Source organism: Yersinia sp. KBS0713 (assembly GCF_005937895.2).
GTDB classification, from domain to species: domain Bacteria; phylum Pseudomonadota; class Gammaproteobacteria; order Enterobacterales; family Enterobacteriaceae; genus Yersinia; species Yersinia bercovieri.
Map to the genome: position 1 here is coordinate 4,437,533 of NZ_CP042173.1, position 26,983 is coordinate 4,464,515.

Consider the following 26,983-nt stretch of genomic DNA (forward strand, 5'->3'; position numbering starts at 1 on the left):
CCGATGAATCCTCAACGCTATGCGCGGATTTGTGAAATGCTTGCCACCAGACAGCCGGATCTGACGGTCTGTCTGGAGCAAGTGCATAAGCCCCATAATGTATCCGCAATCATTCGCACAGCTGATGCTGTCGGTATCCATCAAGTCCATGCCATTTGGCCCACCACCGAAATGTATACGCGGCTCTCTTCTGCTGCCGGCAGCAACAGCTGGGTACAGGTCAAAACGCACCCCCATATCACCGATGCCATTGCCCATTTGAAATCGCAGGGTATGCAAATACTGGCGACACATTTATCTGATAAGGCAGTAGATTTTCGCGAAATCGACTATACCCGCCCAACCTGTATCTTGATGGGGCAGGAGAAAACCGGTATCTCTGAAGAGGCATTGGCGCTAGCAGATCAAGACATCATTATTCCGATGATTGGCATGGTGCAATCTCTCAACGTTTCCGTCGCCTCCGCACTCATTTTATATGAAGCTCAACGGCAGCGGCAAAACGCGGGCATGTATCAGCGGGTGCTGAGTGTTCTGCCACCGGCTGAGCAACAGCGGCTTTTGTTTGAGGGCGGTTACCCAGTGTTAGCGCAAGTTGCCAAGCGAAAAGGGCTTCCTCAGCCCCATATTGATGAACAGGGCCAGATTATTGCTGATCCGCAATGGTGGTCTGCCATGCAATCCACGGAGTCTTAAATGAAAGGCCGCCTACTGGATGCCGTACCCCTAAGTACACTTTCCGGTGTTGGCGCAAGTCAGGCGGGGAAACTGGCTAAAATGGGTCTGGAAACCATTCAAGACCTGCTACTTCACCTCCCACTGCGTTATGAAGATCGCACTCAGCTGTACCGTATTGGCGATCTACAGCCCGGTCTTTCGGTGACTGTCGAAGGTGAAGTTCTGCGTTCCGATATCACTTTTGGCCGCCGCCGCATGATGACCTGCCAAATCAGCGACGGCAGTGGTGTTCTTACCCTGCGCTTTTTTAACTTCAATGCCGCGATGAAAAACAGCCTATCGCCGGGCAAGCATGTCATTGCCTATGGTGAAGCTAAACGGGGCAACAGTGGCCCGGAAATCATTCACCCTGAATATAGGGTGCATGGCGAGAATATTGGCGTTGAATTGCAGGAGTCGCTGACCCCAGTTTATCCCACCACGGAGGGCATTCGTCAGGCAACGCTACGCAAACTTATTGATCAGGCGCTGGCGATGCTGGATACCTGTGTTATTGCTGAATTATTGCCGATTGAACTCAGCCGCTCGCTCCTTAGCTTGCCGGAGGCCATTCATACTCTGCATCGCCCACCAGCGGATATTCAGCTGGCCGATTTAGAGAAGGGAAAACACCCCGCGCAGCGGCGGCTAATTATGGAAGAGCTACTGGCCCATAATCTCAGCATGTTGGCCGTCAGAGCTGGGGCGCAAAGTTATCGGGCACTGCCATTGTTGGTAGAAGATCAGCTTAAACAACGTTTTCTGGCCGCACTGCCGTTCACACCCACCCGCGCACAACAGCGGGTGGTGGCGGAAATTGAGCAAGATATGATGCACAATTTCCCGATGATGCGACTGATTCAAGGGGATGTTGGCTCAGGAAAAACCGTCGTTGCCGCGCTGGCAGCGCTGCGCGCCATTGCTCACGGCAAACAAGTTGCGTTGATGGCCCCTACTGAATTACTGGCAGAGCAACATGCCAATACCTTCCGCCAATGGCTGGAGCCGTTGGGTCTGGAGGTGGGTTGGCTGGCGGGGAAGCAAAAAGGCAAAGCGCGATTAGCGCAGCAAGCAGCTGTCGCCAGTGGTCAGGTTTCGATGGTTGTCGGCACGCACGCAATGTTTCAGGAGCAGGTGAAATTTTCTGGATTAGCGCTGGTTATTATTGATGAACAGCATCGTTTCGGTGTTCATCAGCGGCTCGCACTCTGGGAAAAGGGTGAGGAGCAAGGCTTTCACCCACATCAGCTGATTATGACCGCGACCCCTATTCCGCGCACCCTGGCGATGACCGCCTATGCGGATCTTGATACTTCGGTGATTGATGAGTTGCCTCCCGGTAGGACACCCGTCACGACTGTCGCCATCCCAGATACTCGCCGCAGTGATGTTATTTCGCGGGTTAAAAATGCCTGTCTGGAAGAGGGTCGTCAGGCCTACTGGGTCTGCACTCTGATTGAAGAGTCTGAGCTGCTGGAAGCGCAAGCCGCTGAGGTGACCTGTGAGGAGCTGAAAATTGCCCTGCCAGAGATTAAAGTCGGCCTCGTGCATGGGCGCATGAAAGGCCCAGAAAAACAGGCGGTTATGCTGGCATTTAAGCAGGGTGAGTTGCAGCTATTGGTCGCTACCACGGTCATTGAAGTTGGGGTGGATGTGCCGAATGCTAGCCTGATGATCATCGACAACCCAGAACGTTTGGGGCTAGCGCAATTACACCAGTTACGTGGCCGCGTCGGCCGTGGTGCTGTCGCGTCCCACTGTGTGTTGCTCTACAAAACGCCGCTCAGCAAAACCGCCCAGATGCGTTTGCAAGTGCTGCGCGACAGTAATGATGGTTTCGTTATTGCTCAGCGAGACTTAGAGATCCGTGGCCCCGGCGAGTTATTGGGTACACGGCAGACGGGGAGTGCTGAGTTTAAAGTGGCTGATTTACTGCGTGATCAGGCGATGATCCCAGAAGTACAGCGGGTCGCTCGCCATCTGCATCAGCAGTATCCCGAACACGCGCGGGCATTGATTGAGCGGTGGTTGCCGGAGCGGACGCGTTATACCAATGCATAATTCCGGGCAGACAAACTCCCCCCTTTAGACTGCTGACAAACCCCGATGGCTCGATCGGGAACGGTGAGGACAGACGGAAGAGTAAAGCGTCCGCGCCAGGGATGGCGCGGCTCGAGCCTCCAGGGATGGATTAACGGCGTCTTTACGATCTGCCTGTTGTCTCCACATTGTCATTAACCTCAGGGGCAGGCAAAGCTGCCCCCAAGCTCCCTATCCGATTGCCGCCGGGAAGATTGGCAGTAACAGATAGAGCTTAATCACAATCACATTGACGATATCAATAAAGAACGCGCCAACCATCGGCACTACCAGGAAGGCTAAATGCGATGGACCAAAGCGGTCAGTGATCGCCTGCATATTGGCAATCGCGGTCGGTGTCGCGCCTAAACCAAAACCACAATGCCCTGCCGCCAGTACTGCCGCATCATAGTTTCTCCCCATCACCCGATAAGTGACAAAGATAGCGTACAGTGCCATCGCCAATGCCTGCGCCGACAGAATCACCAACATCGGCAGAGCTAATGAGGCCAGTTCCCAGAGTTTGAGGCTCATCAACGCCATCGCCAAAAACAGTGACAAACTGACATTGCCCAGCACCGATACCGCGCGATCAAAAACTTTATAAAAACCTATCGTCGACAGTGTGTTACTGAGAATAACCCCGACAAATAGCACGCAGACGAATGTGGGCAGCTCAAACATCGTGCCCTCTAACAAGCTAGAGATCAGGCGACCTGCCATCAAGCAAATGGCAATCATGGCGATAGTTTCGACCAATACCAGCGAGGTAATCATACGGCCAGCTGAAGGTTTTTCGAAGGCGGAGGGCACCTCGCTATCCTCTGGTGTGCCATCTGGCGTAGAGGAGTGCTTAACCAGATAACGGGCAACCGGCCCGCCAATTAGCCCACCGAGCACCAAGCCGAAAGTCGCACAAGCCATGGCAACTTCAGTTGCATTTTCAAAGCCATAGCGCTCAACGAACACTTTACTCCACGCCGCACCCGTACCGTGTCCGCCCGATAGTGTAATGGAGCCGGCCAATAACCCCATCAAGGGGTCTAGCCCCATCAACTTAGCGAGGGCGACACCAATGGCGTTCTGCACCAGCAGCAAACCGACGACCACAAAGACAAATACACTCAGGGCCTTGCCGCCAGCACGTAGGCTCGCCAAATTGGCGTTCAGACCTATAGTTGCGAAGAATGCCAGCATCAGTGGATCTTTCAGCGACATATCAAAACTGATTTCCCAACCGAGGGTTTTTTGCATCAGCAGCATCATAAAAGCCACCAGCAAACCACCGGCGACCGGTTCAGGAATGGTGTATTTTTTCAGGAAAGAGACAGTTTGTACCAGTTTACGGCCTAACAATAAAACCAAACAGGCCGCGACTAGCGTGCCATAGGTATCGAGATGAAACATCTTGGTACTCCATGCGATTAAAATATCGAATAAAAATATGACGTTAAGCAGTTCCTTAATAAACGCCAAAACCGTTAAGGGGGGATTAGAAAAAAAAACACCGCTAATTACAAGTTTAGTCGTTAAAAATGTAGGGTAACGCCAGATATAAATATTTAAAAAAATGCGGCGCAACCGATTGCTTTTGTGAGGCGGATCATTAAAATGCCCTCTTTGCCGATCAGGGTATCCCACTCCATGTCTACGCAATCCGCCGAACTTGATACGCCGCAGCAAGTCACCACTCGCCCTAGCGAATTGATTTATCGTTTAGAAGACCGCCCGCCACTAGCACAAACACTGTTTGCCGCCTGCCAACATTTATTAGCGATGTTTGTCGCGGTGATTACCCCCGGCCTGCTGATTTGTCAGGCGCTCGGATTACCGGCGGAAGATACCCAACGCATTATCAGCATGTCCCTGTTCGCATCGGGGCTGGCATCGCTGCTACAAATTAAGACCTGGGGGCCGGTTGGCTCTGGCCTGTTATCGATTCAAGGCACCAGTTTTAACTTTGTTTCTCCACTGATCATGGGGGGGCTGGCGCTGAAAAATGGGGGCGCGGATATCCCAACCATGATGGCGGCACTGTTCGGCACCCTGATGGTGGCCTCTTGCACCGAAATTATCCTCTCCCGTTTCCTGCATCTGGCGCGCCGTATTATCACTCCGCTGGTCTCCGGTATTGTGGTGATGATTATCGGCCTGTCATTGATACAAGTTGGGCTGACATCTATTGGTGGCGGTTATGGCGCGATGAGCGATCATACATTCGGCGCACCAAAAAACCTGTTATTGGCGGGAGCCGTCCTGGTGGTCATTATTCTGCTGAACCGCCAGCGCAACCCCTATCTGCGCGTCGCCTCGTTAGTGATCGCTATGGCCGTGGGTTACCTGCTGGCCTGGTCGCTGGGTATGCTGTCGGAAAGCCGTCCGGTGGTAGACACTGCGCTTATCACCATTCCAACGCCGCTCTATTATGGGTTATCTTTTGACTGGAACTTGCTGGTGCCGCTGATGCTGATCTTTATGGTGACCTCGCTGGAAACCATCGGCGATATCACGGCCACCTCAGATGTTTCAGAGCAACCGGTTCATGGCCCACTGTATATGAAGCGCCTCAAGGGTGGCGTATTGGCGAATGGCTTGAACTCCATGCTGTCAGCCGTGTTCAACACCTTCCCTAACTCCTGCTTCGGCCAGAACAACGGGGTGATTCAATTGACCGGTGTTGCCAGCCGCTATGTCGGTTTTGTGGTGGCGCTGATGCTGATTGTGCTGGGCTTGTTCCCCGCCGTTGCTGGGTTTGTGCAGCATATCCCTGAGCCAGTGCTGGGTGGCGCAACCCTGGTGATGTTCGGCACCATTGCCGCCTCTGGTGTGCGCATCGTGTCGCGCGAGACCCTTAACCGCCGCGCCATTATGATTATGGCGCTGTCATTGGCGGTTGGTATGGGTGTGGCGCAACAGCCCTTGATCCTGCAATTTGCGCCTGACTGGATCAAAACCCTGCTCTCTTCCGGGATTGCGGCCGGTGGTATTACTGCCATCGTCCTTAACCTGCTCTTCCCACAAGAGAAATAATCCTCGCACGAACACGTCACTGAAATGGCCGGTGGTAAACGACACCGGCCATTTTTTATGCCTGGATAACGGATTGTCTATTGAGCTAATGGACGATTTGCGGCATAAACAGGGTTCCGTATACCGACAGGCGTGAATTGACCAGATGAAATTTCTCGGGAAAGTGCTGCTAACGTTATTACTGCTCTTGGTGCTATCCGTCGTGCTCTGCTACGTATTGCTCCAAACCAGTTGGGCCGCCGGATGGCTAAGCCGTTGGGTCAGTGATAACAGCGAATATCGCCTCTCTCTGGGGAAAATAGATCACTCATGGTCCACTCCTGGGCAAATCAGTGTTAAGGATGTCACGCTAGGACGCGCCAACCAGCCGCCTTTCCTTATCACCCAGCAGGGAATCATTGGCCTGAGCTGGCGACAACTGACGGAGCCTCGCCATCTTCTCAGTCTGAATTTGCAAAATGGCAGTTTGACCCTCAACAACAGCACATCACCATTACCTTTGCAGGCGGATACCTTGCAATTAACCAATATGGCGCTGAATACCACTATTGAACCAAAAAACTCAGCGGGCCAATGGAGAGTGACTGGCCAGCAAGTCACGGGTGGATTAGTGCCGTGGCGGCCCTTGGCGGGCAATAGTTTGGGCGAAAATGCCCAATTTCAGTTCAGTGCCGGTTCTTTAGCGGTCAATGGTATCGCGGCACAAAAACTCTATGTGCAGGGCTTGATACAGAAAAACGCACTGACGCTGAACACTTTCGGGGCCGATATCGCGCAGGGGGAATTAACCGGTAGTGCCAGCCAATCCGCCGATGGCAGTTGGATGGTTGATCGCCTGCGCCTGAGTAATATTCGCCTGCAAACCCCCACAACCGTTGATGATATTTGGCATACCTTCCTAAAACTGCCGCCAATTACACTCAAACGCTTTGACTTAATTGATGCGCGGGTCGAAGGGAATAACTGGGCATTTAATGATTTAGATCTGACGCTAAAAAATATCACCTTTAAGCAGGGCGATTGGCAAAGTGATGATGGTGAACTCTCCTTCAATGCGGGGGATATAATTAAAGGTAATATTCATCTGATTGACCCAATCGCCACATTTGCTTTATCTCCTACTGGCGTGGCAATTAATCAGTTCTCCACCCGCTGGCAGGATGGGCTGCTAAGAACACAGGGGCAGTGGGTGCGTGATACCCGCCGCTTGCAACTGAATGAGCTGACACTGGTGGCGCTGGTCTATACCCTCCCTGCCGATTGGAAGCAGCAATGGCAACAAACGCTGCCAAACTGGTTGTCTGAGGTCTACGTTGGCAAGCTAAGCGGCAGCCGTAACTTATTGATTGATATCAGCCCTGACTTCCCATTCCAAATTACGTCGCTGGATAGCGCGGGTACAGACTTGCTGCTGGCTAAAAACCATCAATGGGGTCTGTGGTCGGGGTCACTGATGTTGAATGCTGGTAACGCGACCTTCAATAAAAACGATGTTCGCCGGCCATCACTGGCGCTCAGTGCCAATGAACAACAGATCACCTTTAGTGATTTAAGCGCCTTCACCAAAGAGGGTTTACTGGAGGCCACCGCCAGCATTGATCAAACACCTGCCAGAACTTTTTCGCTGGGGCTAACTGGCCGTTCTGTTGAGTTGGATATTCTGCAAAACTGGGGCTGGCCAGCATTACCACTACAGGGGCTGGGTAACTTAAAGTTGCAGATAAAAGGTAGTTTGGCGGCTGATAGCGCGCTAAAACCAACTGTTACTGGCTCCCTACAGGCCACTGACAGCCACGGGCAGCAAGTTAATCAAGTCATGCAGCATGGCGAGGTGCATAGCGCAGCGGGTCAATAAGAGGGCTTGGGAGCGGCGACAGAGTACCGACTCCGTTCGCGTAAACTCGCCGATTACGTCAAAGTGCGGACGTAATCGGCAACTGCTGAGCTGACCACTATATTAATGAGAAAGAGCCAGAGGAATCAAAAAAGCTCTGTGGTACATAATTATTGATTTTATTCTCATAGCAATACTCAATGATCTGCCGCTTGCTAGTAACTCCGACTTTCTTATAGATTCCTTGGGTAATATTGCAGATAGTCCTGGGTGATAAAAATAGCTTTTTAGCAATCTCGGGGCTGGTATAAGCATGTAAAAGATAGAACAGCACTTCCCACTCTCTTTTGGTAAATAGTTCCGATGGTGGAGTAAATGTAAGTGATGTGGGGATTTTTACTTTAGTTAGGCGGGTTAGCATGGTATCAGTTACTGGTTTCGCATGGAGAATAACCCCCTGTGATACACCATCCTCATCAATTAATGGGTATTTATCGCAGAAATAAGGCGTACAATAAGAGTGTCCATCAAATAGTTGTATATCAACTGATGTACCACGCTCCTGTAATAACTCGACCCTACGGTCTTGTTTCTGGAATTCATCCTGAAACTCTGCCGCTGGTGTTGGAATTTCGCCATCTAACCGTCCTTCTACACAATAATTATCCGACAAACCCCACAGTTTATTGGTTCTTGCGTTAGCATAGATATATCTGGATTGATGATCCTTTATTGCCCAAGGATCATCACTGTGCTCCCAAAAGCGAATTAACATTTCCAGTGATTGAGATAATTTTTTCCCATTCATTTTATCCTCCTAAGCTGAATTAATCCTTACATTAATGGAAAAGAACCTGAAGACTCGAAGAAGCTCTGCGGAACATAATTATTAATTTTATTCTCATAGCAATACTCAATGATCTGCCGCTTGCTGGTAACTCCGGCTTTCTTATAGATGCTTTGGGTGATGTTGCAGATAGTCCTGGGTGATAAAAATAGCTTTTTAGCAATCTCCGGGCTGGTGTAAGCATGTAAAAGATAGAACAGCACCTCCCACTCTCTTTTGGTAAAAAAATCAGAAGGTGGGGTGAATACTAATGATGTGGGAATTTTTATTTTAGTTAGACAGGTTAACATGGTGTCAGTTACTTGTTTCCCATGAAAAATAACCCCTTGTGATACGCCATTTTTATCAATTAATGGATACTTATCGCAGAAATAAGGTTGAAAATAGGAGCGCCCATCGAATAAGTGTATCTCAACTGTTGTAATGCGATCCTGCAATAATTCCACCTGCCGATCATGTGCCTGCCACTCATCCTGAAACTCTGAAACGGGTGAAGGAAGCTCGCCATCTAATCGACCTTCCATAGTAAAACCAGCAGGCAAATTATATAATCTATGCAACCTAGGATTTGTATAAATGAATCTGGATTGATTATCCTTTACCCCCCAAGGTTCAGAACTGTGTTCCCAAAATCGAATTAACATCTCAAGTGAGTCAGTTAGCGATTTGTCCATTACGTCCCCCTCTTCATAACATGATAATTTTCCTTACATTAGTGAGAAAGATCCTGAGTGCTCAAAGAAGCTCTGCGGAACATAATTATTAATTTTATTCTCATAGCAATACTCAATGATCTGCCGCTTACTGGTAACTCCGACTTTCTTATAGATGCTTTGGGTGATATTACAGACTGTCCTGGGTGATAAAAATAGCTTTTTAGCAATCTCCGGACTGGTGTAAGCATGTAAAATATAGAACAACACCTCCCACTCTCTCTTGGTAAATAAATCTGATGGTGGAGTAAATATAAGTGATGTAGGTGCCTTAATTTTAGCTAAAAAGGTTAAATATATGTCGACCATAGGTCGGCCATGAAAAAAAGTGCCTTGAGATATCCCATTCTCATCAATTAATGGATATTTGTCACAGAAATAGGGCTTAAAATAGGGAAGCCCATCATGACAATGTATCTCAACTGATGTTATACGGTCTTGTAATAACTCTACCTGACGATCTTGATGCTGAAATTCATCCTGAAATGCTGATACAGATGAGGGCATTTCACCATCTAACCGCCCTTCGACATTGTATTTAGCGGGCAAATTTATTACTTTATTGAATCTGGGATTGGCATAAATAAACCTGGACTGATTATCCTTTATTGCCCAAGGTTCTGAGCTATGTTCCCAAAATTGAATTAACATCTCCAGTGATTGAGATAACTTTTTCCCATCCATTTTTATCCTCCTAAGCTGAATTCATCCTTACATTAATGGGAAAGATCCTGAGTACTCAAAGAAGCTCTGCGGAACATAATTACTAATTTTATTCTCATAGCAATACTCAATGATCTGCCGCTTACTGGTAACCCCTGCTTTATTATAGATACTTTGAGTGATATTGCAGATGGTGCTGGGTGATAAAAATAGTTTTTTAGCAATCTCATGGCTGGTGTAAGCATGTAAAATATAGAATAACACCTCCCACTCTCTCTTGGTAAATAAATCTGAGGGCGGGGTAAATGTCAGTGATGTGGGTGCCTTAATTTTACTTAGATGGCTTAATACTACATCTTGCACCGGTCTTACATGAAAGATAGTACCCTGAGCTATACCATCTTTATCAATTAATGGATATTTGTCACAAAAATTAGGCATTAAATAAGAAAGCCCATCCCATGCATGTATTTCAACAGTTGTAATACGGTCGTTTAGTAATTCTACTTGACGGTCATGTGCCTGGAATTCAAATTGGAAATCTGCAGTTGGTGAAGGGAGCTCGCCATCTAACCGACCTTCAAGACAATATTTATCAGGTAAATTTAATAATTTATGATGTCTGGCATTTGAATAAATGAATCTGGATTGATTATCCTTTACCCCCCAAGGTTCAGAACTGTGTTCCCAAAATCGAATTAACATCTCAAGTGAGTCAGTTAGCGATTTATCCATTATGCCCCCCCTTTTCATAACATGATAAATTTCCTTACATTAATGGGAAAGAACCTGAAGATTCAAAGAAACTCTGTGGGACATAATTATTAATTTTATTCTCATAGCAATACTCAATGATCTGCCGCTTACTGGTGACACCGACTTTCTTATAGATACTTTGGGTGATATTGCAGATAGTTCTGGGTGATAAAAACAGCTTTTTCGCGATCTCGGGGCTGGTATAAGCATGTAAAATATAGAACAATACTTCCCACTCTCTTTTGGTAAATAAGTCAGATGGTGGAGTAAATGTGAGTGACGTGGGGACTTTTATTTTAGTTAAGCGAGTTAACATTATATCGGTCGCGGGTCGACAATGAAAAATAACCCCTATGGATATGCCGCTCTCATCAATTAATGGGTATCTATCACAGAAATAGGGTGTAAAATAAGAGTGTCCATCATATAACTGTATATCAACTGATGTAGCTCGCTCCTGTAATAACTCGACCCGACGATCTTGCTTTTGAAATTCATCCTGAAACTCTGCTGATGGTGTTGGAATTTCCCCATCTAACCGCCCCTCCACACAATAATCATCCGATAAATGCCATAGTTTATTGACTCTAGGATTGGCATAGATATATCTGGATTGATTATCCTTTATTGCCCAAGGATCATCACTATGCTCCCAAAAACGGATTAATGATTCAGTGAATTGAGATACCTTCTTCTCCATTTAATTTACCTCCTTAAATTAAGCCACTCATTATTTTAAAGGAAAAGGTCCTGAGTATTCGAAGAAACTTCTAGGAACAAAATTATTTATTTTATTTTCATAACAATACTCAATAACCTGTCTATTATTGGCAACACCTGCTTTTTTATAAATGCTTTCACTAACATCACACACTTCACTTGGTGATAAGCTGAGTTTTCTAGCAATCTCTATGCTTGATAAGTTATGTAAAAGGTAAAATAGCACTTCCCACTCTCTTTTTGAAAATATCTCTAGCGGGGAGGTTAATACCAATGATGTGGGCATTTTTATTTTATTTAGCCGAGTAAGTATAATGTTATTCACAGGTCTGATATGGCAGATCACCCCTTGGGATATATCATTTTCGTCAATTAGTGGATATTTATCACAGAAATATGCCGTGTAACAAGAGCAACCATCAAGTAAGTGGATTTCAATTGATGTAATCCGATCCTGTAATTTTTCTGCCTGCCGATCTTGCCGTTCAAATTCAGCGGAAAACTCTGCTATTGGTGTCGGGAGTTCACTATCAAGTCGCCCTTCGACACAATATTCATCAGGTAGGTATAAGAACTGATTAAACCTAGGATTTGCATAAACATATCTTGAGCAATTATCTTTTACACTCCATGGCTCTGCACTTTGATCCCAAAATCTTATTAACATTTCAAGTGAGTCGAATAATTCTTTTTCCATTATATTTCTCCCTTTATGATTAACTGTATTTATACCAATGAGGGTATTTCATCATCTAACAGACCTTCTACATTATATTTAGCAGGTAAGTTAATGGCTTTGTTGGATCTGGGATTTGCATAAATAAACCTGGGTTGATTCTTTTTTACACGCCAAGGGTCACTACTATTCTCCCAAAATCGGATTAACATATTAAGAGACTGCTCTAATATTTCCCTCATGAGATACTCCTTTAACGTTTAGTTTTTTCTTATCCTTCTGATAATTTTATGTCCTCTATAATCGATAAATCGGCTGGGCCATATCTCTTGAGGTGATATACCAATGGCATTGGCAATAATCATTTCACCTTTTGGCCAAGGACGCATGAGCGCATTAGAGAGTGTGCAGGGGGATAGCCCATGTTCTCTTGATAACTCGGCAAGTGAACCTTTCTCTTTTCTGATTGCAGCTAAAATGTCTTGTTTATGCCAGTCTTTGTTCATTTTAATTCACTCCAAATAGTGCTAATGGAATTTAATTAATTACTTTTGTTTAATCTGTTATTAAATTATCAAATGATGGTTTTTAATTAATTCTAGATGTAAAATACTAAGCAGATAAATAATAACACCCTGTTCTGTCATCACATGATAATTAACAGCAGATTCGAAATCATTAAATATCTATTATCGGTTTTCGTCCAGTGCAATTCATACTCTAGTTACACTAAAAACTACTAAGCAGGAATATCAGATAATAAAATATCGCTTTTTAATGATATATATTTTTTAGCAATCCTATGACTGGAATGTTAATTATAGCGACTTTTAAGAAAGGCGAATTGAAACTTATAGCGTAATGATGGGATAGGGAAAAACATAGGTTGCGGGTGAACCGATAAGCAACCATGCGGGCGCTGTTTATCGGTTCACTATTTTACCATGCTTACTCACTCACTGATGGTTAACCATAAACCGGCAAACTCATAACCACTTTGTTGCTGAAATTCCGCTAACGTTGGATTGCCCCAGTCGTTATTACGAATGCCAGTGGCGGGGTCGTAATAAAGCCCGTCGGAACCACGGGCAAGCATATGAAGCGCTTGCGGGCCAGAGGCCACACAAATTAACTGAACTTGTCCGACGTTGGGATCGGTATAATCAGCATCCGTATGTACATTTTGCTGACCAACAACTGCCTCACAAGCGACCTGTTCATGAGGGTACAGCATACCTAAGGCAAATAAGCCCGCAGTAGTGATACTCACCGATGCCGTGCGGGTGAAATCCATGGCCACGGCGGCCATGGCTGCCGGAGAGTTATATCCCCCATTAGCAACATTTGCCCCACCATCAGGGTTTAGTATGCCCGTCAGGCCATAGATTTTGGTCTTAGCCGTAACAAAATCATCAACTTGGTAAATCACATTCGTGTTTTCCAGATAGGTGATAATGGTACTTTCCGGCCAGTCCGCAAAGGCAGCCAATGTGGCCGTTAGGGCATAGGCACCACACTCGTTACTAAAAGGTGGTTGAGTCAATTGGCCCACAGGATCAGCAAGTTGGCCTAGCAATAGATTGAGTGGAATGCTGGTTGTCAGATTAGGCATAGTGCCTCCTCATAAAAATGGGATAATAGAAATGAGTTGTCGTAAGAGGCACGGCGAGTTGATCAAGCTGCCGTGCAGATCTGCTTTTATCAAGCCGACGTTACCGTCCAGGTGCCTTGCGGGTTGTAGGTCACGTTAAACGCGGTAACCCCTTGAGTGGTATCGCATATTGCAGAACCGACTGACGAGGTGGAGAAATTAATCACCGTCCCCGGCTGGTAAGTCCCGGTTTGGACATAGAAGCTCAGCACCGGCTGGCAATCGATGTTTTTACTCGGTTCCGCATTGATAAAGCTCGATAAAACCGTGCCACCGCTCGCGCTTTGCACCGCTAACCCCGCATTCAATACTTCCGTAATCGGATTGAACGCGGGTGTGATAATGCGATAGGCGCCGGGCTGGACACCCTCGGTATAGCTAGCAGGTGATAGACCTAGGGAGGGATCAACGGAAAGTAATGTGGTGTTGGCCGTTTGCACTCCTGCGGTTGCCGAGGTTAAATCGACCGCCTGACTGGAGGTGATGAATCCCGAGTCTTGCCCGACACTCAAATTCGGTAGCTGAGTTTGTGCGCCAGCATAGAACTGCATTAAGCACTCAAAGGTCAGCACGGAACCGGAGTTCGCATAGGGCTGCAACACTTCCTGGTAGATACTGTTGGAGTAGACTTTAGCGCCACCGGTATAAATCGCCGGTTTTTGGAAGAAGAAGAAGTCCTGCGCTGTTGGGCTGTTATTGATTACGTTAATTGTATAGAGAGTACTCATATTGTGTTCCTTAATAGATAAGAGAGAAACATCATTAGGTAGTACATCTGATACTCTACCCACAGTAGAAATTGCAACCTGCGTGCCAACCAATTAACCAGTTGATTTATAACTATTAATTTAATTTTTGTGCGCTAAAAATTCACAAACATGGACGATTCCGTCCAGAGAAAAAAGAGCATTGGCCGAAAATGACCATCGGCGCTGATGCCGGCTCATTCCGGTTGAAGCCACTCAGCTAGTAGTTGAGTCGCTCGGCTAACAAAAGGGGGAGCCTCATGAGGATCGATGCTTTTCAGCATGTTGGACAGCAGGGTAATAGCTTCTGGTTTTCGCCGCGTTTGGGCTAATAAGTTGGCCAGTTCGTGAGTCGCAACCAGTTGGGCAGGAATAACCCCCAGTGTTTGTGCGGTCGCAATGGCACAACGAAAACCTTGTTCCGCACCAATAAGGTCATGCAGTGCTCCTCTGGCGCGGGCTTTAACAACCATTAATTCGCTGATATAGGCCCGCTCTTGGTGCTTGAAGGCGAGTTCCAGCGCCGATGAAATTAGGGCATCGCACTGTTGTGGTCGCCCAGATAGCAGTAATAATTCGCCACGTTTCCATGCTTGAAAAGAGTGAAATAGCTTGCCGCCCTGACAAAATAGGTCGGTTTCATCGCCATCAAGCATATGCTGCTCCGCCTGCGCATAATCATGCTGCATCAGTAGATGACAGCCTTTCAACAACTTCCCCAGACCCTGATAAAACGCAAAACCATATTGCTGCGTCACTGTTTCTAACCCGTGGGTCAATCGCCCCAAACTGTCACTCTCCTCGAATAGGCAGGCCAGCCATGCCGCCCCTCGCAGTGAGATAACACGATGAAAAGCAATAATATTTTCATCAGCGGCGCGTAATTCCAATTTTTTGGCGATCTCTCTGGCCCGCTTGAATTTGCCCAGTTGCAAGAGCGCCAGCCCCTCCAAGGTCAGCGCCATGCCGACTAAATCCAAACCCTGTTGATCACTATATTCGCAAGGCATACTCAGCAATTTGCTGCGCAATAAGCAGGTTAAAACTTCCTGATTATCCCCCAGCCAAAACAGGGTGCTGGCCAGTGCGATATGGGCTTCACGCCATATCTGCGCAGTTTTTTCTGTCTGCCCGCGTTGCAGTAACTCCTGAGCCAGGGTGCGAACCTGCGGCAAATCAAGGAGCATTAACTGTGCTGACCAGCGCCAGAAACATAGTTCGGCCAGCTCCGACTCATCGCCGGTTTTCTTACCCAGAGTGATCGCATCATTATGATATTTCAGGGCATCATGACTTAACCAACCATGCAATATTTGATAGCTGAGACTGAGTTGGCGATAGAGGTTGTAGTGAAGCTGCCGGACCTCCTCATCTAAAGTGATCCCCACCAGCAGTTGTAATCCTTTTTGCAGATCAGCAATAGCTTCGTGGTAGGCCGAGCACTGCATCAGCCGCATTCCCTCCTGCAAATGCTGTAGCGCTATGGGCCGCTTATCCATCCGGCCTTGAATGCGCCGCTCCACCGATTTGCGGCTGATACCCAGCAATTGGGCTGCTGCCGTTTTATTGCCCGTCGTCCGCTGGAGTGCTCGCTCAATCAACAGCTGTTCCACCACCACCAACTTATCGCCCCCCGGTAGTGCCAACATGGCGTCAGCCAGCAGATCCGATGACACTTTCACCTCAAGCTGCGCGGTTGGCATAAAGGTGTCCAGCACCTCGCGAGTAATTAAGTGGGTATCCGATAGTGCCGCTAATCTGTCGACTAAATTGCGCAACTCCCGCACATTGCCCGGCCAGGGGTACTGCTGTAGGTGCGACATCGCGTGGGCGTTGAAGACTAATCGGTGAGTTTGCAGTGAGGCGAAATGTTCAATTAAGGCGGGGATATCCTCCCTGCGCTGACTAAGGGCGGGAATATCCAGTGTGATGACCCCTAAGCGGTAGTAGAGATCCTCCCTGAAAACGCCGCTTTTGACTTGAGTCAGCAGGTTCCGGTGGGTCGCCGCCACCACTCGCCCCTTAAAATGGCGCACATCACTGCTGCCAATCGGACGAAATGTGCGGGTTTCTAATGCCCGCAGCAGCTTAGGTTGCACCGATAAGGGCATTTCACCGATTTCATCTAAAAATAGGGTGCCACTGCCGACCATTTCCAAATGCCCGCGCCGATCACCGGATGCCCCGGTAAATGCCCCTTTGACATGGCCAAATAGCTCCGCCTCAACCAAATGCTCAGGGATCGCGCCACAGTTAAGATCAATAAAGGGGGCCAAGGGATTCTTACTGCGCTGATGAACCAATTGGGCAATCACCTCTTTGCCGCACCCGGTGGGGCCGCAAATCAGTAAACTTTGTTGCGATGGCGCAACCCGCTCAACCAAACGTAAAAGCTGATTAAATGCCGGGGACGAACCAATAACATTAATTGATGAATTACCCTCAAATACTGGCATGACTCCCTCCTTGACACCAAGGATGGAGAAATAAGATCGAACCATCTGGAGGTGATTGCTGTGATTAGAGTATGGGGAAAGATGAGTGCTTCAGTGGTTTTTATTCAATAATATCAACAAAATTTAATGCATTGGCGTGTGCTCTGCACATCAAATAGGCGGTGTTCCCCCTGCCTGTTATGGCGAAAAAATCAGATCCATCAATATATAACTGTAAGTTATATATTTAATATTGCACATGTCTCGGCAAACAATTCGGTGAAATAGTGCGGGCGGTCACAGGAAAGCGGGGCGAATAAGGCGGTGAGGTAAAAAGCTGCCCGTTAATCTGCTATCAATTGGACGGGCGGCTTAAAGGTGATGTTTAGCGGACGGCGTCATCTCCGGCGGCAACAGGTAGCACCATATAAGTGCCTGAAAAGACAGAACCTACATCTTCATCGCCAAATAATTTGACGTCTAACTGCACTCTGGCGCGGCGGCCTCGGGCCAGACGATCCAGATCGCCACTTAATGAACTTAGTTCAGCAACCGCTCTTGGCCTGCCGGTCACCGGCGCACTGTAGCGAATATGTGCATCGACGAGAATGATGGTGCCGCCTAAATGACGTTCGCGCAACAATAACCAAATCAGCCCCCAGCCCGTCAGGGTCGCCAGCGAGAACAGACTACCCGCGAATAAGGTGTGGTGCGGGTTTTGGTTGCCCGCCTCCGGCATCGTGGTGACAAAACGCTGACCGGTATATTGGCTGATGCGCACCCCCATTTTTTCACTGAGCGGGATATGGTCGTACCAAGCTTGCTGCAACTGACCACACCAATCGGGGCGATGTAAAATGTCATCCATGGTGGCGACGGGTTTTATCATCAAAAAGTGGCGTACTGGTGTCGTTTGCGGCGCGGTTATCTCCCCCTGGCTGACAAAGCCCAGTTTGGCAAAGAAATCGACCGCATCTTCACGGGCGCTACAGACGACCCGCTTCACCCCCTCCTGACGCGCCACCGACTCTAAGGTCATCGCCACCAGTGTTCCTAGCCCCTTATCACGGACTGAGGGGGCAACGGCCAGAAAGCGAATAGCGGCCTCATTATCAGCATTGATATACAGCCGACCAATGGCGACGGGCTTGCCCTGCTCATCCACCACCATCTGGTGATGTGCCATAGCATCGTAGGCGTCTTTTTCTGAACCCACCGGTTGGTGCAGTGGCTTGCGTAACATCTCCCAACGGAATTGATAATAATCTTTGAGTTCTTGTTCTGTTATGGGCACACGCAAGTGGTACATAGGCACATTCTCTCTTTATAATTATCAATAAAATCTATGACATAACCCTCAATCCATGTCGTAAGCCCAAGCAATATCCTGCCCCTAGACTTGTAACCAGAAAGTCACTGGGCCATCGTTTACCAGACTGACTTTCATATCTGCTGCAAATAATCCCGTTTCAGTTTTTACACCACGCTCACGGCACTGAGCAACAAAATAGTGATATAAGCGTTCAGCTTCTGCGGGCGCTGCACCACGGGAAAAGCTCGGCCTCATGCCCTTTTGGGTGTCGGCAACCAGTGTAAATTGCGATACCACCAGCACGCTGCCGCCCGCTTGCTGAACATTGAGATTCATTTTGTCGTTTTCGTCGCCAAAAATTCGATACCCCAGCACCCGATCACATAAGCGCTGCGCTTTTTGCTCGGTATCCTCTTGTTCGACGCCGAGTAAAATCAGCAATCCGGGGCCTATCCCCCCGACAACCTTTCCGTCTACCACCACATTGGCGCTAAGCGCCCGTTGAATCAACGCAATCATAATGCTTCACATCTCCTTGCTCTGGCTCTCGTCCCCATTCGGCTTATGGCGCAGTGCTCGATACTCACCCAAGGTGACGGTAATTTCCGCCCCCAGTAGCACGATGCACCAGCTCCAGTAGACCCAGAGGAATAGGATTGGGATGACGGCCAGCACCCCATAAATCAACTGATAAGAGGGGAACAGCGTGATATACATCGTGAATCCTTTCTTACCTAGCTCAAATAGCAGTGCCGCGACCAATGCGCCGATCAGCGCGTCTCGGGCCGGTACTCGCACGGTGGGCACCACACTGTACAATAACCAAAATGAGACCCAGGAGATCAATAGCGGAAACACCCGCAATATCTCATCGATCATGCTGTCGACCTGAGCATTTGCCAGCCATTGCAGTGACAGCAGGTAGGAGCTTATCACCATGCTGGCCCCCACCAGAATCGGCCCCAGAGTCAGTACCATCCAGTAGACCGCAAATGAAAACACCAGTGAACGCGGGGTTTTGCTGCGCCAGATCTGGTTAAGCACACTGTCTACCGAGTAAATCAGCAGCAGCGCGGTCACAATCAAACCACAGGTGCCGACCACCGTCATGCGATTGGAGTTCGCGACAAACTGCTCAAGGTAGTTTTGGATGATGTCGCCGGTAGCGGGCATAAAATTGGAAAAGATGAAGGCTTTCAATTTGATGCTGATATCGGCAAACATCGGAAACGCCGCGAACAGGGCAAAAACCACCGTGATAAGTGGCACCAGCGAAAGTAATGATACATAGGCCAAATGGCCAGCTAGCATCGTTAACCCGTCTTTATCGATTCGGCTGTAAAGCATTCGCCCAAAAGTGACACAGGGTTTTAAGGGAGGAGCTACGCGAAAACGCAGAAATTTTGCCATGTTCGTCTCTCAGTCAACACGATCTGGCCCAGTTTGGGGCCAGCGTGACCACTAAGGCTAACCCATTAATGGTTGGAGCAAGAACTTATCAGGAAAAATAAGCAGGAATAACCGTTCGGTCGGTGACATGAATGGCAGTAATTCCTTCGATTCTAGCCGCGACAATATTCGCCTCGACATCATCGAAGAAGATAGCCTGTTCCGCTGGGGTACTTTCCGCGTTTAGCACATGTTGATAGATTCGGGCTTCCGGCTTGCGCATCCCCAGATCTTGAGAGAGATACATATGGTCGGCAGCGGCGGCCACTTCAGGGTAGTGTTGTGGCCAGTGATTACAGTGCAGGCGGTTCGTATTGGATAGCACCACCACTCGATGCCCCTCCTCGCGCAATTTATGCATAATCGCGATCACTTCAGGGCGCAACGCGACAAATACCGCCTGCCATCCTTCGGCGAACTGTTCAAAGCTAAGAGAGACGCCCATTTCATCACTAAGCTGGCGGGCAAACTCCTCATCGCTGATTTCTCCACGTTCATGCTGTTGGAATACCTCGCCCATCGTAAAGCGCTCGCTCAATGTCGCTAGCGGAATACTGCTTAATTTGCTCCAGACACCCAACACGCGTTTAAAGTCGATATCAACAATCACATTCCCTAGATCAAAGATATACAGCATAGCGCTCTCCCAATTAGATGGTGAGTTTCACTGTAACGGGAAAAGGTAAAACTGAACAGAGAGAGAAGGAAAAAGGCAGGGGTGAATCAGGAAAAATATTACTTTTGTAAGCAGCGGGAAGTATCCCCAAACACACTGGAGTTACGGCAAGGCAGCAAGTGAACGAAGCTAACACAGTAGCAGCTTCAAGGTCGAAGGGGATAAAGAACTCAGGGCGCTTTTCGCGCCCTAAGTATCAGCAGAACAAAGAAGAATTAACCTTCTTTAGGACCACGACCTGCACGCTTACGATCGTTTTCCGTCAAATGACGCTTACGGATACGGATTGATTGCGGGGTAACTTCAACCAATTCATCGTCATCGATGAATTCCAGAGCCTGTTCCAGTGTTTTCTTCAGGAAAGGAACCAGAGTGGTTGCTTCGTCAGTACCGGATGCACGCATGTTGGTCAATTGCTTACCGGTCAGGCAGTTTACAGTCAGGTCGTTAGAACGTGAGTGAATACCGATGATCTGGCCTTCATACACTTCTGTACCGTGACCGATGAACAGCTTGCCGCGGTCTTGCAGTTTGTACAATGCGAACGCTACAGCTTTACCCTGACCGTTAGAGATCAGCACGCCATTTTGACGTTGGCCGATTTCGCCCGGACGCACATCATCATAGTGACTGAATGTGGAGTAAAGCAGGCCAGTACCCGAAGTCATGGTCATGAATTCTGTACGGAAGCCAATCAGACCACGGCTTGGGATCATGTAATCCAGACGAATACGACCTTTGCCGTCTGGGATCATGTCCTTAACATCGCCTTTACGCTCACCCATGGCTTGCATCACTGCGCCCTGGTGCTGCTCTTCGATATCCAAAGTAACGCTTTCAAATGGTTCTTGATGGCGACCGTCGATAATACGGTTGATAACTTTAGGACGAGATACAGCCAGCTCGAAACCTTCGCGGCGCATGTTTTCGATCAGAACCGACAGGTGAAGTTCACCACGGCCTGATACGCGGAATGCGTCAGCATCTTCAGTTTCTTCAACACGCAGAGCAACGTTATGGATCAACTCTTTGTTCAGGCGGTCTAGGATCTGACGTGAAGTCACGTACTTGCCCTCTTTACCACAGAACGGAGAGGTGTTAACGCAGAAATACATGGTGACGGTCGGTTCATCAACAGACAGCGGCGGCAATGCTTCAACAGCATTCACGTCACAGATAGTGTCAGAGATGTTCAACTCGCCCAGACCCGTGATAGCAACGATGTCGCCCGCTTCAGCCAGTGTGGTTTCGATACGTTCCAGACCCATATGGCCCAGTACTTTACCGACTTTACCGTTGCGAGTTTTACCTTCGCTATCGATAACAGTGACTTGCTGGTTAGGTTTAACCACACCACGTTTGATACGGCCGATGCCGATAACACCAACGTAGTTGTTGTAGTCCAACTGGGAGATTTGCATCTGCAATGGACCGGTGCTGTCTACGTCTGGCGCAGGCACATGGTCAACGATTGCTTGATACAGCGGGGTCATGTCCGGCGCCATATCATTGTGGTCTTCGCCCGCAATACCCATCAATGCAGATGCATAGATGATAGGGAAGTCCAGTTGTTCGTCGGTTGCATCCAGGTTAACGAACAGGTCAAACACCTGATCCACAACCCAGTCAGGACGCGCGCCAGGACGGTCAACTTTGTTGATTACCACGATAGGTTTCAGACCATGAGCAAAGGCTTTTTTGGTCACGAAACGGGTCTGCGGCATCGGGCCATCCATTGCGTCGACGACCAGCAGCACAGAGTCAACCATAGACATTACACGCTCAACCTCACCACCGAAATCGGCGTGTCCTGGGGTATCCACGATGTTGATGCGGTAGTCTTTCCAGTTAATGGCGGTATTTTTCGCGAGGATGGTTATCCCACGCTCTTTCTCCAAATCGTTGGAGTCCATTACACGTTCAGTTGCTTCAGTACGTTCACCGAAAGTACCAGATTGTTGTAGCAACTTATCGACCAGGGTAGTTTTCCCATGGTCAACGTGCGCAATAATGGCGATGTTACGCAGATTCTCGATCACAGCTTTTTTGCCTCAGGCATTTAGAAATAGCGCGCTATTGTACACGTAATAAGCGAGGGACTAAACAAGATCACAAACTTCTCTTATAAACAACCTGACGGCGGTTAGTTTGTGATCCCTTTCACGGTGCAAAAATAGCCTCTCGACCCACTTTTGCACCAATATAGTGCTCAACGGCGCAAATGAAGCACCAGAATAGTGCAATATAGCTATCCTGGTGCATACTGAATATCAGCTGACCCCTATGATATGGCATAAACGGGGGGTTTGGAAAGTTGGCATAGATTTCGCAATGTATTTTAGCATGAATCGCCAGCTCTAATAACTGTACGAAATAAATAGTGACAAGTTTGCTGTTTTGAGTGACACCGAAGCACTATAAACCTCAGTAATACACGGTAATCGTTCCACGACGACGACTATGACAAATCCAGGAGATATAAGTATGTCCGCTGAACATGTTTTGACGATGCTGAATGAGCACGAAGTGAAATTTGTTGATTTGCGTTTCACCGATACCAAAGGTAAAGAACAGCACATCACTATTCCAGCTCACCAGGTCAACGCTGACTTTTTCGAAGAAGGCAAAATGTTTGATGGCTCCTCGATTGGTGGCTGGAAAGGCATTAACGAATCCGACATGGTACTGATGCCAGACGCCAGCACCGCTGTTATGGACCCGTTCTTCGAAGACTCCACACTGATTATCCGTTGTGACATCCTTGAGCCAGGCACCATGCAAGGTTATGACCGCGACCCACGCTCTATCTCTAAGCGGGCAGAAGATTTCCTGAAATCTTCTGGTATCGCCGATACCGTGCTGTTCGGGCCTGAACCAGAATTCTTCCTGTTCGACGACGTTCGTTTTGGTAGCAGCATCCGTGGTTCCCACGTATCTATCGATGATATCGAAGGCGCATGGAACTCCAGCACTAAATACGAAGGCGGCAACAAAGGCCACCGTCCAGCAGTGAAAGGCGGCTACTTCCCAGTGCCTCCTGTCGACTCTTCACAGGATCTGCGCTCTACCATGTGTTTGACCATGGAAGAGATGGGTCTGGTAGTTGAAGCGCATCACCATGAAGTGGCAACAGCAGGTCAGAACGAAGTGGCTACCCGCTTCAATACCATGACCAAGAAAGCTGACGAAATTCAGATCTACAAATACGTGGTGCACAACGTGGCACACGCATTTGGTAAAACCGCGACCTTTATGCCAAAACCTATGTTTGGCGATAACGGTTCAGGTATGCACTGCCATATGTCTTTGTCCAAGAACGGGACTAACCTGTTCGCTGGCGATAAATACGCTGGCCTGTCTGAAATGGCGCTGTTCTACATCGGCGGCATCATCAAACATGCTAAAGCTATCAATGCCTTAGCTAACCCGACTACCAACTCCTACAAGCGTTTGGTCCCAGGCTACGAAGCACCGGTCATGCTGGCATACTCTGCCCGTAACCGTTCAGCTTCTATCCGTATCCCAGTGGTTGCTAGCCCGAAAGCGCGTCGTATTGAAGCCCGCTTCCCTGATCCAGCGGCTAACCCGTACCTGTGCTTCGCCGCACTGCTGATGGCTGGCCTTGATGGCATCATCAACAAAATTCACCCAGGTGATGCGATGGACAAAAACCTGTATGACTTGCCACCGGAAGAAGAAGCAGAGATTCCAAAAGTAGCAGGTTCACTGGACGAAGCCATGATTGCACTGAGCGAAGACCGCGAGTTCCTGACCCGTGGTGGCGTGTTCACTGACGATGCTATTGATGCTTATATCGAGCTGCGTAAAGAGGAGATGGACCGCGTCCGTATGACTCCGCACCCAGTTGAGTTTGAACTGTATTACAGCGTTTAGTTTTAGTTTACCCAATAGATTTCAAGGTGTAGGAAGGCGGCAAACAAGAGAACCCCGATGAGCTTACACCAGTAAGTGATTCGGGTGAGCGAGAGCAGCCAACACACCTACAACTTGAAAGATGACGGGTTGTTGCCGTGGAAACTTTTGGCCCATCTTCGGATGGGCTTTTTTCTCCGCCGCTTAATTAGCTAATAAATTATACCCGAAGTAATTGAGTCCGCAGGTAGGTCGCGAATCTTGATAAAAAAGGTATTGATGCACCCCCAATGTGCAGGAGTCTGCGTAATGGCAACAGGCACGCTGCCCGATGCTGGGCAGATCCTCAATTCTCTCATTAATAGCATTCTGCTATTAGATGACTCTCTGGCGATTCATTATGCCAATCCCGCGGCGCAACAACTGCTGGCGCAAAGCTCCCGTAAACTTTTTGGTACACCACTACCCGAATTATTAGGCTATTTTTCCCTGAATATCACCTTGATGCGGGAAAGTCTGACGGCCGGGCAGGGTTTTACCGATAACGAAGTGACGTTAGTGGTTGATGGTCGCGCGCATATTTTGTCACTGACAGCACAAGCGCTGCCGGAGGGTTTTATCCTGCTGGAAATGGCACCAATGGATAATCAGCGCCGGTTAAGCCAAGAACAATTGCAGCATGCTCAACAAGTTGCCGCCCGTGATCTGGTGCGAGGGCTGGCTCACGAAATTAAAAACCCGCTGGGCGGTTTACGGGGGGCGGCGCAATTATTGTCAAAAGCACTGCCTGATCCGGCCTTGCTGGAGTACACCAAAGTGATCATCGAACAGGCTGACCGCTTGCGAAATTTGGTTGACCGCTTATTAGGCCCACAACGACCTGGCCAACATGTGACGCAAAGTATCCATCAGGTTGCTGAACGGGTCTGTCAGTTAGTCTCGCTGGAAAAGCCGGATAACGTGACGTTAATTCGCGACTATGATCCGAGTTTACCCGAGCTGGCCCATGATCCCGACCAAATTGAACAAGTGCTGCTCAATATCACCCGCAATGCATTACAAGCGCTAGGTAAAGCTGGCGGCACTATTACGTTGCGTACCCGAACCGCATTTCAGGTCACTCTCCATGGTATGCGCTACCGGTTAGCAGCGCGAATTGATATTGAAGATGACGGCCCCGGTATCCCCACGCAATTACAAGATACGGTGTTCTATCCGATGGTAAGTGGCCGCGAAGGTGGTACTGGCCTTGGCTTATCTATTGCCCGCAATCTTATCGATCAGCATTCGGGTAAAATTGAATTTAACAGTTGGCCGGGACACACCGAATTCTCGGTTTACCTGCCTATTCGCCAGTGAGGTTTCTATGCAACGAGGGATAGTCTGGATCGTCGATGACGATAGCTCCATCCGCTGGGTGCTTGAACGCGCACTGACTGGGGCAGGTCTAAACTGCGCAACATTCGATAGCGGTAATCAGGTGTTGGATGCATTGGCGACGCAAACCCCAGATGTGTTGTTATCAGATATTCGTATGCCCGGCATGGATGGATTAGCACTGCTGAAACAGATTAAGCAGCGCCATCCGATGCTCCCGGTCATCATAATGACGGCACACTCTGATTTAGATGCAGCGGTCAGTGCTTATCAGCAAGGGGCATTTGATTATCTGCCCAAGCCCTTTGATATCGATGAAGCTGTCGCGCTGGTTGAGCGCGCGATCAGCCATTATCAGGAGCAGCAACAACCGCCACGCAGTCAGCCGGCCAGCGGCCCAACCGCAGATATTATTGGCGAAGCCCCAGCGATGCAGGACGTTTTCCGCATCATTGGCCGCTTATCTCGCTCCTCGATCAGTGTGCTGATCAATGGTGAGTCGGGTACTGGTAAAGAGTTGGTGGCCCATGCACTGCACCGCCATAGCCCGCGCGCTAAAGCGCCCTTTATTGCGCTAAATATGGCGGCTATCCCGAAAGATTTGATTGAGTCGGAGCTGTTTGGCCATGAGAAAGGCGCGTTTACCGGTGCCAATCAGGTGCGCCAGGGCCGCTTTGAGCAAGCCGATGGCGGCACACTGTTTTTAGATGAAATTGGTGATATGCCGCTGGATGTACAAACTCGCCTGCTGCGCGTGCTGGCTGATGGTCAGTTCTATCGGGTCGGCGGCTATGCACCGGTCAAAGTGGATGTGCGCATTATTGCCGCAACCCACCAGAACCTGGAGCTGCGCGTTCAGGAGGGGAAGTTCCGCGAGGATCTATTTCATCGTCTGAACGTGATTCGAGTGCATTTACCGCCGCTGCGTGAGCGCCGTGAAGATATTCCGCGTCTGGCTCGCTACTTCTTGCAAGTGGCCGCCAAAGAGTTGGGGGTCGAAGCCAAGAACCTGCATCCTGATACAGAAGTGGCGCTCACTCGCCTGCCTTGGCAGGGTAACGTGCGCCAACTGGAGAACACCTGTCGCTGGCTCACCGTGATGGCGGCAGGGCAGGAGGTGCTGGTGCAGGATCTCCCTTCTGAGCTGTTTGAAACCAGCACGCCGGATGCGACAGGTCAGCGGACACCGGATAACTGGTCAACACTGCTGGCGCAATGGGCGGATCGGGCATTGCGTTCCGGCCATCAGGATCTGTTATCTGAAGCGCAGCCAGAGATGGAGCGGACACTGTTAACCACCGCCTTGCGCCACACCCAAGGCCACAAACAGGAAGCAGCACGCTTGCTGGGCTGGGGTCGCAATACCTTAACGCGCAAGCTGAAAGAGTTGGGAATGGAGTAGCGGGGCAACATAGTTCTGACCTGAAAG

At 48.7% G+C, this 26,983-nt stretch carries 23 protein-coding genes; 7 read left to right on the forward strand and 16 right to left on the reverse strand.

What is annotated here, in order from left to right:
- Positions 1–3: 3 nt before the first annotated feature.
- Together trmH and recG are read left to right on the forward strand one after the other, a co-directional pair.
- Positions 4–696, forward strand: a complete 693-nt coding sequence (trmH, locus tag FFE93_RS20975) for a tRNA (guanosine(18)-2'-O)-methyltransferase TrmH (protein ID WP_005273756.1) — start codon at positions 4–6, stop codon at positions 694–696.
- Positions 697–2,778 (forward strand): ATP-dependent DNA helicase RecG, encoded by a 2,082-nt coding sequence (recG, locus tag FFE93_RS20980; protein WP_138775938.1) that lies wholly within the window; start codon positions 697–699, stop codon positions 2,776–2,778.
- A 210-nt stretch (positions 2,779–2,988) separates the two neighbouring features.
- On the opposite strand, the gene gltS is transcribed toward recG, so the two are convergent.
- Positions 2,989–4,203: a sodium/glutamate symporter gene (gltS, locus tag FFE93_RS20985; protein WP_005273764.1), complete on the reverse strand. Its 1,215-nt coding sequence runs from the start codon at positions 4,201–4,203 to the stop codon at positions 2,989–2,991.
- A gap of 237 nt (positions 4,204–4,440) precedes the next feature.
- On the opposite strand from gltS, the gene FFE93_RS20990 reads away from it, so the two are divergent.
- The gene (locus tag FFE93_RS20990) at positions 4,441–5,826 is read left to right on the forward strand and encodes a uracil-xanthine permease family protein (RefSeq protein WP_138775940.1); all 1,386 of its coding nucleotides are present in this window, start codon (positions 4,441–4,443) and stop codon (positions 5,824–5,826) included.
- 145 nt (positions 5,827–5,971) lie between these two features.
- Complete coding sequence (locus tag FFE93_RS20995; protein WP_138775941.1) at positions 5,972–7,681, forward strand: AsmA family protein; 1,710 nt, start codon at positions 5,972–5,974, stop codon at positions 7,679–7,681.
- Between the two features lie 97 nt (positions 7,682–7,778).
- Here the strand turns inward: FFE93_RS20995 and FFE93_RS21000 are convergent, their stop codons facing one another.
- From FFE93_RS21000 to typA, 15 genes are all read right to left on the reverse strand, one after another.
- On the reverse strand, positions 7,779–8,468 hold the full coding sequence (locus tag FFE93_RS21000; RefSeq protein WP_005273775.1) for a helix-turn-helix transcriptional regulator: 690 nt from the start codon (positions 8,466–8,468) through the stop codon (positions 7,779–7,781).
- Between the two features lie 26 nt (positions 8,469–8,494).
- Complete coding sequence (locus FFE93_RS21005; protein WP_054872970.1) at positions 8,495–9,181, reverse strand: helix-turn-helix transcriptional regulator; 687 nt, start codon at positions 9,179–9,181, stop codon at positions 8,495–8,497.
- Between the two features lie 33 nt (positions 9,182–9,214).
- Entirely contained in the window at positions 9,215–9,904 is a 690-nt protein-coding gene (locus FFE93_RS21010) for a helix-turn-helix transcriptional regulator (RefSeq protein ID WP_049602828.1), read from the reverse strand.
- A 27-nt stretch (positions 9,905–9,931) separates the two neighbouring features.
- Positions 9,932–10,618 carry a helix-turn-helix transcriptional regulator gene (locus tag FFE93_RS21015; RefSeq protein WP_032898605.1) on the reverse strand — a complete coding sequence of 229 codons (687 nt, stop codon included), beginning with the start codon at positions 10,616–10,618 and terminating at the stop codon, positions 9,932–9,934.
- A 34-nt stretch (positions 10,619–10,652) separates the two neighbouring features.
- Positions 10,653–11,339 carry a helix-turn-helix transcriptional regulator gene (locus FFE93_RS21020; RefSeq protein ID WP_005277705.1) on the reverse strand — a complete coding sequence of 229 codons (687 nt, stop codon included), beginning with the start codon at positions 11,337–11,339 and terminating at the stop codon, positions 10,653–10,655.
- Between the two features lie 30 nt (positions 11,340–11,369).
- Complete coding sequence (locus tag FFE93_RS21025) at positions 11,370–12,056, reverse strand: helix-turn-helix transcriptional regulator (RefSeq protein WP_005277706.1); 687 nt, start codon at positions 12,054–12,056, stop codon at positions 11,370–11,372.
- Between the two features lie 239 nt (positions 12,057–12,295).
- On the reverse strand, positions 12,296–12,541 hold the full coding sequence (locus FFE93_RS21030; RefSeq protein ID WP_005277707.1) for a helix-turn-helix domain-containing protein: 246 nt from the start codon (positions 12,539–12,541) through the stop codon (positions 12,296–12,298).
- Positions 12,542–12,987: 446 nt separating this feature from the next.
- The gene (locus tag FFE93_RS21035; RefSeq protein ID WP_049602830.1) at positions 12,988–13,647 is read right to left on the reverse strand and encodes a hypothetical protein; all 660 of its coding nucleotides are present in this window, start codon (positions 13,645–13,647) and stop codon (positions 12,988–12,990) included.
- 89 nt (positions 13,648–13,736) lie between these two features.
- Positions 13,737–14,414, reverse strand: coding sequence for a hypothetical protein (locus FFE93_RS21040; protein ID WP_005277712.1), 678 nt, complete (start codon positions 14,412–14,414; stop codon positions 13,737–13,739).
- A 215-nt stretch (positions 14,415–14,629) separates the two neighbouring features.
- A complete protein-coding gene (locus FFE93_RS21045; RefSeq protein WP_049602831.1) occupies positions 14,630–16,888 on the reverse strand; it encodes a sigma-54-dependent transcriptional regulator in 2,259 nt (752 codons plus the stop codon).
- Between the two features lie 364 nt (positions 16,889–17,252).
- Complete coding sequence (fabY, locus tag FFE93_RS21050) at positions 17,253–18,176, reverse strand: fatty acid biosynthesis protein FabY (protein ID WP_005277715.1); 924 nt, start codon at positions 18,174–18,176, stop codon at positions 17,253–17,255.
- An 84-nt stretch (positions 18,177–18,260) separates the two neighbouring features.
- Positions 18,261–18,698 (reverse strand): D-aminoacyl-tRNA deacylase, encoded by a 438-nt coding sequence (dtd, locus tag FFE93_RS21055; protein WP_138775943.1) that lies wholly within the window; start codon positions 18,696–18,698, stop codon positions 18,261–18,263.
- 6 nt (positions 18,699–18,704) lie between these two features.
- Complete coding sequence (locus FFE93_RS21060; protein WP_138775945.1) at positions 18,705–19,589, reverse strand: virulence factor BrkB family protein; 885 nt, start codon at positions 19,587–19,589, stop codon at positions 18,705–18,707.
- A gap of 88 nt (positions 19,590–19,677) precedes the next feature.
- Positions 19,678–20,265 (reverse strand): glucose-1-phosphatase, encoded by a 588-nt coding sequence (gene yihX / locus FFE93_RS21065; RefSeq protein WP_005277720.1) that lies wholly within the window; start codon positions 20,263–20,265, stop codon positions 19,678–19,680.
- A 254-nt stretch (positions 20,266–20,519) separates the two neighbouring features.
- Complete coding sequence (gene typA / locus FFE93_RS21070; protein ID WP_005277722.1) at positions 20,520–22,343, reverse strand: ribosome-dependent GTPase TypA; 1,824 nt, start codon at positions 22,341–22,343, stop codon at positions 20,520–20,522.
- A 445-nt stretch (positions 22,344–22,788) separates the two neighbouring features.
- Between typA and glnA the strand changes: the two genes are divergently transcribed.
- The 3 genes from glnA to glnG all read left to right on the forward strand — a co-directional run bounded on the left by glnA (position 22,789) and on the right by glnG (position 26,956).
- A complete protein-coding gene (glnA, locus tag FFE93_RS21075) occupies positions 22,789–24,198 on the forward strand; it encodes a glutamate--ammonia ligase (RefSeq protein ID WP_005277724.1) in 1,410 nt (469 codons plus the stop codon).
- Between the two features lie 288 nt (positions 24,199–24,486).
- Complete coding sequence (gene glnL / locus FFE93_RS21080; RefSeq protein WP_138775947.1) at positions 24,487–25,536, forward strand: nitrogen regulation protein NR(II); 1,050 nt, start codon at positions 24,487–24,489, stop codon at positions 25,534–25,536.
- A gap of 7 nt (positions 25,537–25,543) precedes the next feature.
- A complete protein-coding gene (gene glnG, locus FFE93_RS21085) occupies positions 25,544–26,956 on the forward strand; it encodes a nitrogen regulation protein NR(I) (RefSeq protein WP_005277730.1) in 1,413 nt (470 codons plus the stop codon).
- Positions 26,957–26,983 lie beyond the last annotated feature (27 nt).